This is a genomic window from Priestia megaterium (assembly GCF_046599315.1).
Lineage (GTDB): Bacteria > Bacillota > Bacilli > Bacillales > Bacillaceae_H > Priestia > Priestia megaterium_F.
Genome location: NZ_JBKIKC010000002.1, coordinates 472,618 through 486,295, shown reverse-complemented (window position 1 = coordinate 486,295; position 13,678 = coordinate 472,618). Strand labels below are relative to the sequence as shown.

Sequence of the window (13,678 nt, the reverse complement as noted above, 5' to 3'; positions counted from 1 at the left end):
ATCCGCTCTTTTTTTATTAAACCTCCATAATGATCGGTAAAATCATTGGACGGCGCTTTGTTTTTTCGTAAAGGAATGGAGCCAATGTATCTGTGATTTCATTCTTAATCTCAGACCATTGTGACGTACGACGTTCCATTACTTTGTTCAAGTGTTTTGTAATAAGAGATTGTGCATCATTAATTAAATCGCCAGATTCGCGCATATAAACAAAACCACGAGAGATAATGTCTGGACCAGCAGCGATCTTGAAATCTTTCATATTGATACTTACAACCACAATAACAAGGCCTTCTTCAGATAAAATGCGGCGGTCACGAAGTACGATGTTACCAATGTCACCAATTCCGCTTCCGTCAATATATACAGAGCCTGAAGGGATTTTGCCAGCTACTGAAGCTTCGCTGTCACTTAAAGCAAGAACCTCTCCATTATCCATAATGAAGCAGTTTTCTTCAGGTACTCCACAATCTGTTGCGTGTTTGATGTGCATTTTTTGCATGCGATACTCACCGTGAATTGGCATAAAGTATTTTGGTTTCATCAAACGAAGCATTAATTTTTGCTCTTCCTGTCCACCGTGTCCAGAAGTATGAATATCGTTTAGAGCACCGTGAATAACCTCTGCTCCTGCGCGGAATAACATATCAATTGTTTTGCTAACACTTACTGTATTTCCTGGAATAGGTGAAGATGAAAATACAACCGTATCTCCAGGAATAATTTGAATTTGACGATGAGTGCCGTTTGCAATTCTAGATAGCGCTGCCATCGGTTCTCCTTGGCTGCCTGTACATAAAATAGTCACGCGGTTAGCTGGGATTCGGTTAATTTGAGAAGGTTCAATGAACGTATCTTTTGGACATGAAATATATCCAAGCTGTTGACCAATCTCAATAGCTGCTTCCATGCTGCGTCCGAATACAGCAATTTTACGGTTATGCAATACGGCTGCTTCAACTACTTGCTGTAAACGGTGAATATTTGAAGCAAACGTTGCAAAAATAATGCGTCCGTCTACTTTACGGAAAATGTCATGAATGCTGTCACCTACGCGACGCTCAGACATTGTAAAGTTAGGAATTTCACTGTTTGTACTGTCTGAAAGCAAGCATAGAACGCCTTCTTTACCGATTTCTGCCATTTTCGTTAAGTTAGCCGGTTCGCCCACTGGTGTAAAATCAAACTTGAAATCTCCTGTATGTACGATTTGTCCGTTTGGTGTTTTTACCACAATTCCGTAAGAATCAGGAATACTGTGAGTTGTGCGGAAGAACGTTACCGATGTTTTGCGGAATTTAATTACGTCATCTTCGGTAATTTCATGAAGCTGAGCTGTACGAAGCAACCCGTGCTCGTCCAATTTGTTGCGAAGCAGCCCAAGGGCTAATTTCCCTGCATAAATAGGAATGTTTAATTCTCTTAATAAGTAAGGAATTCCGCCGATATGATCTTCATGACCGTGTGTAACGAAAAGGCCACGGATTTTATCTGCATTTTTCACTAAATAACTGTAGTCAGGAATAACGTAGTCAATTCCTAAAAGCTCATCTTCAGGGAATTTAATTCCTGCATCGATAAGAATAATTTCATCTTGAAACTGTACGGCATACGTATTTTTACCGATTTCGCCTAGTCCACCCAGGGCGAAAACTGCCGTTTGATTATTTTTTACAAATTTCATCTTCATCATATCTCCAATACTTTAAAATCTTCATGCTGTTGTTCATATTCTAGATAGTCTCCTGTCACTGCTTGAACAAACTCAATATTAATTGAACGCGCTTTTAACTTTTGACGAACGTTACGCTCAGAGTCTCCGTTCACATACACTGTTTTTGTATTTTCACGTACAGGTACTTCACTCATTTTTTCTTGAAAATAAACTTTAAAAATCATAACAAAAATCTCTCCTTAATTCCGAAATTCAAATAACTTATTTTATTATATTATAAAATGTGTATGTATTTCATGTATTTTCTAAAGAAACTTGCTTTCACTACATTTTAGTCATCTAAATATAACAAGTCAATTAATTATAGAATAATATTAATAGGAAACGGATACAAGACTATATTTTCCGGCCATATAGAAAATAAGGGCTATTCCATTGTACGATGCAGACACACACTCTGCAAATTTTACAATAGAAAGCCCTAAAAAAATCGCTTATGCCATCGTTTTTTTACGCAATAATTCATTCCAGCGTTTTAGCAGCCTTTTTCGAAAATCTTTTAACATGATTTTTCAGCTCCTTTGTTTTTTTGCAATACCTGCCTGTCTCTCTCTGTACTTTTATTATATGATGAAAAGGAAAAGGTTTTTCATGGTTAAATATGGAAAACAGTAAATAAGAACGTCCATTTATAGAGAAATCAAAGCTTGTTTGATATAATTGGAAAGGCTTAACAAAGAGAGAAAAAATTATAAAAAATAAGGTGATAAACGTGAAACGAAAGATTATTTTTTTTGATATTGACGGAACGTTATTGGATCATGATAAAAAACTTCCTGCTTCTACGAAAAAAGCTGTAAAGCTGCTAAAAGAGCAGGGGCATGAAGTGGCAATTGCAACTGGAAGAGCTCCTTTTATGTTTAAAGATCTGCGTGAAGAGTTGGATATTCAAACATATATTAGCTTTAATGGTCAGTACATTGTCTTAAATGGAGAAGTTCTTTACAAAAAGCCGTTAAATAAAGAAGAGCTTCAACATTTAACGGCTTTTGCCGTCGAGCATGATCATCCTGTCGTGTACATGGATCATGAAGGTATGAAATCAAACATTGAGTTTCATGACTATATTGAGTCCAGCATTAGCACGCTGAAAATTGGCTTTACGCACCCTCAGCACGATCCTTCTTATTTTGAAGAGCGTGAAATTTATCAATCGCTTTTGTTCTGTACGGCGGGAGAAGAAGCTCCTTATGAAGAAAAATTCAAGAAATTTGACTTTATTCGCTGGCATGAATTTTCTACTGACGTTCTGCCAAAAGGTGGATCAAAAGCACGAGGAATTGAAACAATGATTAACAAACTTGGTTTTGACAAAAAAGATGTATATGCATTTGGAGACGGCTTAAACGATATCGAAATGCTGGAATTTGTCGGAAATGGCGTAGCGATGGGAAATGCGGAAGAAGTTGTGAAAGAAGTTGCTAACCTTGTAACAAAAGATGTGGCAGAAGATGGTATTCTTCACGGATTAGAGCTAGTAGGGTTATTAAAGTAAGAAAAAACGCGAGCTCTAGCTCGCGTTTTTTAGCGTTCATATGGAAAAGCATTTTCCGGTTCTTGAAATGGATTTTCTTTATTAATGTAATCATAAAACATAATTCCGTCTAAATGATCAATTTCGTGCTGGAATACGACAGCGGGAAGGCCTTTCAAACGAATTTTTACCTCTTCACCTTCAAGTGTTGTGCCTTTTACAGTAATACGTGCATATCGAGGAACAAATCCTGGGATGTCTTGGTCGACAGACAAACAGCCTTCACCGCCTGCAAGGTACGTTTTTTCTACTGAATGGCTAATGATCTTAGGATTAAATAATGCATAGCTGTATAGCTTACCTTTTTCATCCGTGACGTGTACACCAATCATTCGTTTTGATACATTAATTTGAGGAGCGGCGAGGCCGATACCAGATCTCAGCCCATATTTAGCAGCAATTTCCGGGTCTTGGCTGTTTTTTACATATTCTAATAAGCTATATAAAATCTCTTTGTCTTCTTCAGAAGCAGGTAACGGTACTTCTTGTGCTACTTCTCGCAGCGTTGGGTGTCCGTCTTGAATAATATCGTTCATTGTAATCAACTTTCACATCTCCCTAGGCTAATTTATAGGTATAAAGTGTACCAAATCCGTATAAAAAAGTCATTAGCTCGACCTTGACCACATAAATGTTTCTACTAGTTATATGTATCACGCATATGGAAAAACATGCATAGGAAAAAATAAAAGCGACCGTTAGCCGCTTTTAGTGTATGATTACCAACCGCCACAGCTGCAGCCGATAATAACTAATAAAATGAATAATACAATTAATAAAACAAAGCCCTTGTTAGAACCCCCGCAGCCATATCCACCGTAGCCCCACATAATATAACCTCCCGTAGTTATCAATCCCAAGGTAAAAAGTAATAAACTCCCTTTTTTTCACGATTGGGTTAGTATAATATATTAAAAGGTGGAAAAAGGGTGTAGAGAAATTGCTAATTTCCTACAAAAATTGTATAATGACCCATGTATAAGGGAGGATTTACCAGATATGAAATGCGTCGGAAGATATATAATTATCGGCATGGCTGCTCTGTCACTAGCAGCCTGTGCAGAAGGCTCATCGCCTGAACTTGAGGTATATAATGGATTAGAAAAAGTGGTAGCACAAGAAAAGCAATTTGCCGATCAGCAAAAACCGTTAGCTGATTTAGAACAGCAAGAAAATGCAATATACGACCAAATTATTCAGCTAGGGATTAAAGATAAAAAGAAAATAAAAAATAAAGCACAAAAAGCCCAGCAGTTATTAAATGAGCGTGAAAGTAAATTACAAAAAGAAGAAAAAAGCATCAACGCTTCACAAAAACAATTCGAAGCTACAGAGCCTAAGATTCAAAAATTAGAGGATGGCAAAGCAAAAGACGAAGCGCTTGAACTATCTTCGTTAATGAAAAAGCGTTATAAAGCCTACCAGTCCTTACATGATGCCTATCTTCATTCCATCGAATTAGATCGTCAGCTATATACGCTATTTGAAAAAGACAATGTGAAATTAGAGAATCTTGAAACTCAAATTGCTTCGATTAATGCTACTTATAAAGAAGTTGAAAAGAAAAAAGAAACGTTTAATACATTAACAGCTGACTACAACAAAGCCAAAGAAGATTTTTACAACAAAACGAAGTTAAAGGTGGAAAATGGTGAGGATAAATAAAAAGACCTGTAAAGTTTACAGGTCTTTTTTTTGACTGAAAAGGAAGGTTTTCTGAAATGAAGAAAGGATTTCGACACAATTCAAGTAAAAATTACAAAAGGTTATTGTTTTAAAAAATCGCTTATTTGTGGCAAGATAGGAGATGTGCAGAGGTAAAAAGAGAGAAGGTTATTATAAAACATATAATACAGTTTGTATCTGTGTAATAGTACAGCATGTCTTTTTTATGTGTTTTATTTCACAAACTAAAAAAGCGTAATTTCTTGATGTAAATGCATTGACGAACTGTTTTAGTGTATTGTAAACTAGTTAGCGTAGTAAGTGTTGTATTAATCATTTTTGCAAAATAATTAATACAGTTTAACGAAACGCTCGTTTCGCTTAAACTTTCCTTTTACGTAAATGTTTGCACGGAATTCGCTGGGGGATACATAGAAGTGTTAAGGATTAGCGAATTCAAAAGGCTACTCGACAAAATATGACTTTTACTTGTCCATTTGGGGCATTCTAAAAGCGTGTATGTTTGTTTGATTAGTAAAATGAATTTATACGGCTTAAATGAAAGGAAGAGGTGACTTAGATGGCTGCTAAAACTAAAAAAGCTATTATTGATGTATCAAAGCAACTTGATAAAATCGCTGAGCAGTACCAAACGTTCCAAATTCTTAATGAAGAGGGCGAAGTAGTAAATAAATCAGCGATGCCAGATTTATCTGACGAAAAATTAAAAGAGTTAATGACTCGCATGGTATACACTCGTATTCTTGATCAACGTTCAATTTCATTGAACCGTCAAGGTCGTTTAGGTTTCTATGCACCAACTGCTGGGCAAGAAGCTTCTCAAATCGCTTCACATTTCGCTTTAGAAAAAGAAGACTTCATTTTACCTGGGTACCGTGATGTACCTCAGTTAATTTGGCATGGTCTTCCATTATATCAAGCGTTTTTATTCTCTCGTGGTCATTTCCACGGTAACCAAATGCCAGAAGGTGTAGATGTACTTTCTCCACAAATCATCATCGGTGCACAAATCGTGCAGACTGCTGGTGTGGCATTAGGTCTTAAAAAACGCGGTAAAAAAGCAGTAGCTATCACTTATACAGGAGACGGTGGAGCTTCACAAGGTGACTTCTACGAAGGTATGAACTTTGCAGGTGCATTCAAAGCTCCAGCAATCTTTGTTGTACAAAACAACCGCTTTGCAATTTCAACGCCAGTTGAAAAGCAATCTGCAGCACGTACAATCGCTCAAAAAGCAGCAGCTGTTGGTATCCCAGGCGTTCAAGTAGACGGTATGGATGCACTAGCAGTATACGTTGCAGTAAGCGAAGCTCGTGAGCGTGCAGTAAACGGTGAAGGTCCAACTTTAGTTGAAACACTAACTTACCGTTATGGTCCACATACAATGGCTGGTGACGATCCAACTCGTTATCGTACAGCTGAGCTTGACACTGAGTGGGAAAAGAAAGATCCACTTGTTCGCTTCCGTAAATTCTTAGAAGCTAAAGGCATCTGGAATGAAGAAGAAGAAAACAAAGTAATCGAGCAAGCTAAAGAAGATATCAAACAAGCTATTAAGAAGGCTGACGATTATCCAAAACAAAAAGTTACAGATTTAATGGAAATCATGTACGAAACTATGCCTTCAAACTTACAAGAGCAATATGAAATCTACAAAGAGAAGGAGTCGAAGTAAGCCATGGCGCAAATGACAATGATTCAAGCGATTACTGATGCGTTACGCACAGAAATGAAAAACGACGAAAACGTATTAGTTTTTGGTGAAGACGTTGGCGTAAACGGTGGAGTATTCCGTGCGACTGAAGGTCTTCAACAAGAGTTCGGCGAAGATCGCGTATTCGATACGCCATTAGCTGAATCTGGTATCGGTGGTCTTGCTGTAGGTCTATCGACTCAAGGTTTCCGTCCGGTTCCTGAAATTCAATTCTTTGGTTTCGTATACGAAGTACTTGATTCTGTATCAGGTCAAGCTGCACGTATGCGCTACCGTTCTGGCGGTCGCTGGAATGCACCAATCACATTCCGTTCACCATTCGGTGGAGGCGTTCATACACCAGAACTTCACGCTGATAGCTTAGAAGGTATCGTAGCATCTCAACCTGGTCTAAAAGTTGTAATTCCTTCAACTCCATACGATGCAAAAGGTCTTTTAATTTCATCAATCCGTGATAACGATCCGGTTGTATACTTAGAGCACATGAAGCTTTACCGTTCATTCCGTCAGGAAGTACCTGAAGAATCATACACAATTGATTTAGGTACAGCTGATGTGAAACGTGAAGGTAAAGACGTAACGCTTATCGCTTACGGTGCAATGGTACACTCATCATTAAAAGCAGCTGAAGAACTAGAAAAAGAAGGTATCTCTGCTGAAGTAGTTGACTTACGTACAGTTCAACCTTTAGATATCGATACAATTCTTGCATCAGTTGAAAAAACTGGTCGCGTAGTAGTAGTTCAAGAAGCTCAAAAACAAGCTGGTATCGCAGCTAACGTTGTAGCTGAAATTAACGATCGTGCAATCCTAAGTTTGGAAGCACCAGTATTACGTGTAACAGCACCAGATACTGTGTTCCCATTCTCTCAAGCTGAGGGCGTATGGTTACCAGACCACAAAGATATCGTTGAAACAGCTAAGAAAGTACTTGAATTTTAATTAGCATTTTACTGTGACAGAAATCAGCTTTGTGCTGATTTCTGTCTTAGATAAAATAAACACTAACAAATTGAACGCAACTAACTAGGAGGGTGAAGACACGTGGCATTTGAATTTAAACTGCCGGATATCGGTGAAGGTATCCACGAAGGTGAAATTGTAAAATGGTTCGTAAAAGCTGGAGATGAAATTGATGAGGATGATGTACTAGCAGAAGTACAAAATGACAAAGCTGTTGTTGAAATCCCATCTCCTGTAAAAGGTAAAGTATTAGAAGTAAAAGTTGACGAAGGTACAGTAGCTACTGTAGGACAAGTTATCGTTACTTTTGATGCTCCTGATACGAAGACTTAAAATTCAAAGGTGACGATCATGACGATGCACCAGCAGAAGAAGCTAAAGAAGAAGCTTCAACTGAAGAAGTGACTGAAGAAGCAACAGCTCCTGCAGCACAAGCTGATGTTGATCCTAACCGTAAAGTAATTGCTATGCCTTCAGTGCGCAAATATGCTCGTGAAAAAGGTGTAGACATTAAAGCTGTTCCTGGTTCAGGTAAAAACGGACGTATTGTTAAAGATGACATCGATAGCTTCTTATCTGGTGGCTCTACAGCTACTGCAACTGCTGAAGCTCCAGCTAAAGAGGAAACTGCTTCAGCTGAACCAAAAGCAGCAGCAGCACAAGCTATTCCTGAAGGCGACTTACCAGAAACTCGCGAGAAAATGAGCGGTATCCGTCGTGCAATCGCAAAAGCTATGGTTAACTCTAAACACACTGCACCACACGTAACATTAATGGATGAAATCGATGTAACAGCTCTTGTTGCTCATCGTAAAAAATTCAAAACAGTTGCAGCAGATCAAGGTATTAAATTAACATTCTTACCTTACGTGGTAAAAGCGTTAACTTCAGCACTTAAGAAGTTCCCAGCTCTTAACACTTCAATTGATGACTCTACAGATGAAGTAATTCAAAAACATTACTACAACATCGGTATCGCTGCTGACACTGAAAAAGGTCTTTTAGTACCAGTTGTGAAAAATGCTGATCGTAAATCTGTATTCGAAATTTCTGATCAAATTAACGACCTTGCTGGAAAAGCACGTGAGGGTAAATTAGCTCCTGCTGAAATGAAAGGTGCTTCTTGTACAATCACAAATATCGGTTCTGCTGGTGGACAATGGTTTACTCCTGTTATCAACCACCCAGAAGTTGCAATTCTAGGTATCGGACGTATCGCTGAAAAACCAGTTGTACGCGACGGTGAAATTGTAATTGCTCCAGTATTAGCATTATCACTAAGCTTTGACCACCGTATTATCGATGGTGCAACAGCTCAAAACGCTCTTAACCAAATCAAGCGTTTATTAAATGATCCAGAATTATTATTAATGGAGGCGTAATAAATGGTAGTAGGAGATTTCCCAATCGAAACTGATACTCTTGTCATTGGTGCTGGCCCTGGTGGCTATGTTGCAGCAATTCGTGCAGCTCAATTAGGTCAAAAAGTTACAATCGTAGAAAAAGGTAACCTTGGAGGCGTATGCTTAAACGTTGGTTGTATTCCTTCAAAAGCATTAATCGCTGCAGGTCACCGTTTTGAACACGCTAAACATTCTGAAGACATGGGGATTATCGCTGAGAACGTAACTGTTGATTTCTCTAAAGTTCAAGAATTTAAAAACGGCGTTGTAAACAAACTTACTGGCGGTGTTGAAGGCCTTCTTAAAGGTAACAAAGTTGACATCGTAAAAGGTGAAGCTTACTTCGTTGACAGCGAAACTGTACGTGTAATGGATGAAAATTCAGCACAAACGTACAAATTCAAAAATGCAATCCTTGCAACTGGTTCTCGTCCAATTGAGATCCCAGGATTCAAATTCTCTGAGCGTGTAATCAACTCTACAGGTGCATTAGCGCTTAAAGAAGTTCCTAAAAAATTAGTTGTAATCGGTGGAGGTTACATCGGTACTGAGCTTGGTACTGCTTTTGCTAACTTTGGTACAGAAGTTACATTTGTAGAAGCTGCTGATGAAATCTTAGCTGGTTTTGAAAAACAAATGAGTTCACTTGTTAAACGTAACCTTAAGAAAAAAGGAAACGTTGAAATCTATACAAAAGCAATGGCTAAAGGTGTTGAAGAAACTGCTGATGGCGTACAAGTTACGTTTGAAGTAGGCGGTGAGTCAAAAGTAATCGATGCTGACTACGTATTAGTTACTGTAGGTCGTCGTCCTAACACTGATGAGCTTGGTCTTGAGCAAGTTGGCGTTAAAATGACTGACCGTGGCCTTATCGAAATTGATAACCAAACTCGTACATCTGTAAGCAACATCTTTGCAATTGGTGATATCGTAACTGGACCACCACTTGCACACAAAGCTTCTTACGAAGGTAAAATCGCTGCAGAAGTAATCGCTGGCGAACCTGCTGAAATTGACTACCTAGGAATTCCAGCAGTTGTATTCTCTGAGCCTGAGCTTGCATCTGTAGGTTACACTGAAGCACAAGCGAAAGAAGAAGGATTAGCTGTTAAAGCTTCTAAATTCCCATTTGCTGCTAACGGACGTGCACTTGCACTTAACGCTGCAGAAGGCTTCTTAAAGCTTATCACTCGTAAAGAAGACGGAGTAGTTGTTGGTGCTCAAATCGCTGGACCTAGCGCATCTGATATGATCGCTGAGCTTGGTCTTGCTATCGAAGCTGGCGTAACAGCTGAAGATATCGCATTAACAATTCACGCTCACCCAACATTAGGTGAAATCACAATGGAAGCTGCTGAAGTAGCTATTGGAAGCCCAATTCACATTGTAAAATAATGTTTTTAAAAAGCTGATGCATACGCATCAGCTTTTTTTTTGAAGAAAACAGTTTTCATAAAGTATCAGATGCTTGTCAGACAGTTTTTTTATTGCTGGTAATTAATATCTAGAAGAAACATATAAAAAGCGCTAAGACAGTCTTAAATGAGCTCTAGATGCATACATATGAAGTGGGACGTGCTCTTTTTATAGCAGGATATAAGATTGCTCTTTTGGGTAACGAATGAAAAGGCGGCGAAGGAGCTATGAAGACGTATTTCGTTTGGAGCTTACACATTGTTATTTGGATGGGTTATTCACTGGTTGAATTGGTATCAAAACGTGATCAATTAACATCTAAAATTATTTTATTTTTAGTATTTGCTTATTTAGCTTACGGTATAGCAGAAATGAACGTCAAATCTAAAAGACTGGCACTTATGATAACAGGCGTAACTTCAGCTGTCTGCTTGACATGTTATCAACTAATTTTATTTTGCACCGCGTAAGGTTGCATAAAAAAGAGCATTAGTTTACATAAGCTGACGCTCTTTTTTATTACGCTGAAATAAATGTGAAATCAGACGTTATTTCTTAATCTAGATGGATAGAAACAAGGCTGATATAGAGGCTGCTAAGCATGCAGTTCTTATTAAAACAAATATAACATTTATATGAAAAATATTTTTAATGTGACATACTAATTAGTTGTTGACATATTCAATGTGACATAATAATATAATATCAAGAGTTATAAAACGCTTACAAAAAAGACGGTTAAAGGGGAGTTTACAAAATGGGAACAATCGTATGTCAAACATGTAATTGCACAATTGATCATTTCGAAAATGAGAAAGTGACGCGATTATACTCAACATGTAAAAGCGGAGAATGTCAAAAAGCAGATGAAGATTTAGATTGATTTAATAAAAAAAAGGTGCGAAGTCTCGCACCTTTTTTTATTGAATTGCTTTATGTTCTTTAATTACACGAAATGTTTTTAATTCAAAATCTTCCGGACCCTGCACCGGTAAGCCTGCCTCTAAGTTTGTTTCAATGTATGTTAAATTTTCCTCAGTAATGATTTCCCCAGGAATGAAAATGGGAATACCTGGAGGATAGACCATAACAAATTCTGCAATAATACGACCTGCTGACTCGTGAAAAGGTACTACTTCCGTTTCAGCGTAAAAAGCATCACGAGGTGTTAGAGCCAATACAGGAATATCAGGTAATAAAATAGCTGGTTTTGCTGTTGTCTCAGAAAGGTTATGGAACTTCATGGATAATTCACGCAGAGCTGTAACTAGACGTGAAAGATCTTCTTCTGTATCTCCAGGTGTGATAATACATAAAATATTATAAAGATCAGACATTTCGACTTCGATATTATGAGCTTCACGCATCCATTTTTCTACGTCGTATCCCGTAATTCCTAAATCTGAAACAGAAATAATTAATTTAGTAGGATCTAAATCATAAGTAGCCTTTGTGCCTAAAATTTCTCTACCTATACAGCGGATATGTTCAATTGTATTGATTTCTTTTCGTGCTTTTTCAGCAAGAGAAATTGCACGTTCCGCCAGCTCTTTTCCCTCTGTTGCTAAACGTTTTCGTGCAACATCTAAAGAAGCCAGCAGCAAATAGGATGTTGATGTTGTTGTTAGCATGCTTAAAATAGACTGTACGCGTTTTGGAGAAATTAAGCCTTCGCGTATGTTTAGTATGGAACTTTGTGTCATAGAGCCGCCTAATTTGTGCACGCTTGTTGCCGCCATATCTGCACCGGCCTGCATAGCAGATAGAGGCAAATCATCATGAAAGTGAATATGAACACCGTGAGCTTCATCAACAAGTACAGGAACTTGATATGAATGGGCAATTTCTACGATTTTACGAAGATCTCCGGAAATTCCAAAATAAGTTGGATTGATAACAAGCACTGCTTTTGCTTCAGGATGCTGTTTTAAGGCTTTTTCTACAGAGTCCGATGTAATACCGTGAGAGATGCCGAGATTTTCGTCAATTTCAGGATGAATAAAAATAGGCGTAGCTCCTGAAAATACAATTGCACTCATAACAGATTTATGCACGTTTCTAGGAACGATAATTTTATCTCCAGGTCCACATGTTGCCATAACCATTGCCATAATTGCTCCGCTCGTTCCTTGAACGGAGAAAAAAGTATGATCAGCACCGAATGCTTCTGCAGCTAAATCCTGTGCTTGTTTGATAATCCCTTTTGGCTGATGAAGATCATCAAGAGGACCGATATTAATTAAATCAATGGACAAAGCATCATCGCCAATAAAGGAGCGGAATTCAGGGTCCATTCCATTTCCTTTTTTATGTCCAGGAATATGAAATTGCGTTGGATTTTTCATAGCGTGATTGACTAATCCAGTAAATAATGGAGTTGAAAATTGAGAAGACAACTTTGCTATACACCTCTTTTATCATAAATTGTCAGTCCCTCTAAGCAAAGCTTAGAGGGACTTTGATTGTTTTTTATCAAATCACAGCATTCAATTTTATATACAAAAAGCAATGTCTGTTGAATTCTACATATTAAAGTATCAGGCTCAACAGAAATTCTACTCGGCAGTTTTCTTGATTTTAACCATTATATAAATGAATGAAACGTGTATGTTTACTACTGTTTGATAATATAAATACAATTTTTGGTTAAAAAATACAAGTAATTGTAAACTGTTTATTACTCATTATTTTATAGTTCCTTATGTTTTGAAAATCCCCATAAAACAAAAGAATTATAGCACTTATTAAACCATTTGCAAAGATATTTTAAAGAGAAAATAAAAAGAAAAAAAAGGAGTATTTTTTTTGCGTGAAAAGAGAATAAATTTTGTGTACATTATAGATTGTGATAGAGTTAAGAATATAGATATACATAGATTGAAGAAATAAATGGAGTGATGAAAAGTGGAATATCAATACCCTATCTCCCTTGATTGGAGTACAGAAGAAATTATTGATGTAGTGAAGTTTTTTGAAAGTATTGAACGAGCTTATGAAAAAGGTATTGAGCGCGATCAGCTAATGGCAGTCTATCGCCGATTTAAAGAAATTGTGCCAAGTAAAGCAGAAGAAAAGACAATCTGTAACGATTTTGAAGATCAAAGCAAATACTCTTCTTATCGGACGATTCAAAAAGCAAAAACGGCTTCTTCTGGAGATATCATAAAAATGTAAAAAATGGAGCCAAGCTAAGGTTTGGCTCCATTTTTTTTTTATATCAATTCGTT

Annotated in this window: 13 protein-coding genes and 1 pseudogene; 9 read left to right on the top strand and 5 right to left on the bottom strand. The window is 37.5% G+C overall.

Going from position 1 to position 13,678, the window contains the following annotated elements; all coding sequences use genetic code 11:
* Positions 1-16: 16 nt before the first annotated feature.
* Positions 17-1,684, bottom strand: a complete 1,668-nt coding sequence (rnjA, locus tag ACLHDF_RS09835) for a ribonuclease J1 (RefSeq protein ID WP_413918675.1) — start codon at positions 1,682-1,684, stop codon at positions 17-19.
* A gap of 5 nt (positions 1,685-1,689) precedes the next feature.
* Positions 1,690-1,899 carry a DNA-dependent RNA polymerase subunit epsilon gene (locus ACLHDF_RS09830; RefSeq protein ID WP_413918674.1) on the bottom strand — a complete coding sequence of 70 codons (210 nt, stop codon included), beginning with the start codon at positions 1,897-1,899 and terminating at the stop codon, positions 1,690-1,692.
* A gap of 548 nt (positions 1,900-2,447) precedes the next feature.
* Between ACLHDF_RS09830 and ACLHDF_RS09825 the strand changes: the two genes are divergently transcribed.
* A complete protein-coding gene (locus tag ACLHDF_RS09825) occupies positions 2,448-3,230 on the top strand; it encodes a Cof-type HAD-IIB family hydrolase (RefSeq protein WP_413918673.1) in 783 nt (260 codons plus the stop codon).
* A 29-nt stretch (positions 3,231-3,259) separates the two neighbouring features.
* On the opposite strand, the gene def is transcribed toward ACLHDF_RS09825, so the two are convergent.
* Positions 3,260-3,814: a peptide deformylase gene (gene def / locus ACLHDF_RS09820; RefSeq protein WP_413918672.1), complete on the bottom strand. Its 555-nt coding sequence runs from the start codon at positions 3,812-3,814 to the stop codon at positions 3,260-3,262.
* A gap of 174 nt (positions 3,815-3,988) precedes the next feature.
* Positions 3,989-4,099, bottom strand: coding sequence for a YjcZ family sporulation protein (locus tag ACLHDF_RS09815; RefSeq protein ID WP_413918671.1), 111 nt, complete (start codon positions 4,097-4,099; stop codon positions 3,989-3,991).
* A gap of 169 nt (positions 4,100-4,268) precedes the next feature.
* On the opposite strand from ACLHDF_RS09815, the gene ACLHDF_RS09810 reads away from it, so the two are divergent.
* The 7 genes and pseudogenes from ACLHDF_RS09810 to ACLHDF_RS09780 all read left to right on the top strand — a co-directional run bounded on the left by ACLHDF_RS09810 (position 4,269) and on the right by ACLHDF_RS09780 (position 11,334).
* A complete protein-coding gene (locus ACLHDF_RS09810) occupies positions 4,269-4,934 on the top strand; it encodes a YkyA family protein (protein ID WP_413918670.1) in 666 nt (221 codons plus the stop codon).
* A gap of 580 nt (positions 4,935-5,514) precedes the next feature.
* Complete coding sequence (gene pdhA / locus ACLHDF_RS09805) at positions 5,515-6,630, top strand: pyruvate dehydrogenase (acetyl-transferring) E1 component subunit alpha (protein ID WP_413918669.1); 1,116 nt, start codon at positions 5,515-5,517, stop codon at positions 6,628-6,630.
* 3 nt (positions 6,631-6,633) lie between these two features.
* Positions 6,634-7,611 (top strand): alpha-ketoacid dehydrogenase subunit beta, encoded by a 978-nt coding sequence (locus ACLHDF_RS09800; protein ID WP_413918668.1) that lies wholly within the window; start codon positions 6,634-6,636, stop codon positions 7,609-7,611.
* Positions 7,612-7,713: 102 nt separating this feature from the next.
* Positions 7,714-9,014 (top strand): annotated as a pseudogene (locus ACLHDF_RS09795) (dihydrolipoamide acetyltransferase family protein).
* Positions 9,015-9,017: 3 nt separating this feature from the next.
* A complete protein-coding gene (gene lpdA / locus ACLHDF_RS09790) occupies positions 9,018-10,430 on the top strand; it encodes a dihydrolipoyl dehydrogenase (protein ID WP_013082295.1) in 1,413 nt (470 codons plus the stop codon).
* 248 nt (positions 10,431-10,678) lie between these two features.
* Positions 10,679-10,921, top strand: a complete 243-nt coding sequence (locus ACLHDF_RS09785) for a hypothetical protein (RefSeq protein ID WP_413918667.1) — start codon at positions 10,679-10,681, stop codon at positions 10,919-10,921.
* A gap of 287 nt (positions 10,922-11,208) precedes the next feature.
* A complete protein-coding gene (locus ACLHDF_RS09780) occupies positions 11,209-11,334 on the top strand; it encodes a GapA-binding peptide SR1P (protein ID WP_413918666.1) in 126 nt (41 codons plus the stop codon).
* A 37-nt stretch (positions 11,335-11,371) separates the two neighbouring features.
* Here the strand turns inward: ACLHDF_RS09780 and ACLHDF_RS09775 are convergent, their stop codons facing one another.
* Positions 11,372-12,847 carry an aminotransferase class I/II-fold pyridoxal phosphate-dependent enzyme gene (locus ACLHDF_RS09775; RefSeq protein WP_413918665.1) on the bottom strand — a complete coding sequence of 492 codons (1,476 nt, stop codon included), beginning with the start codon at positions 12,845-12,847 and terminating at the stop codon, positions 11,372-11,374.
* Between the two features lie 508 nt (positions 12,848-13,355).
* Here ACLHDF_RS09775 and ACLHDF_RS09770 point away from each other — a divergent pair.
* Positions 13,356-13,625 carry a UPF0223 family protein gene (locus ACLHDF_RS09770; RefSeq protein WP_413918664.1) on the top strand — a complete coding sequence of 90 codons (270 nt, stop codon included), beginning with the start codon at positions 13,356-13,358 and terminating at the stop codon, positions 13,623-13,625.
* Positions 13,626-13,678: the final 53 nt, after the last annotated feature.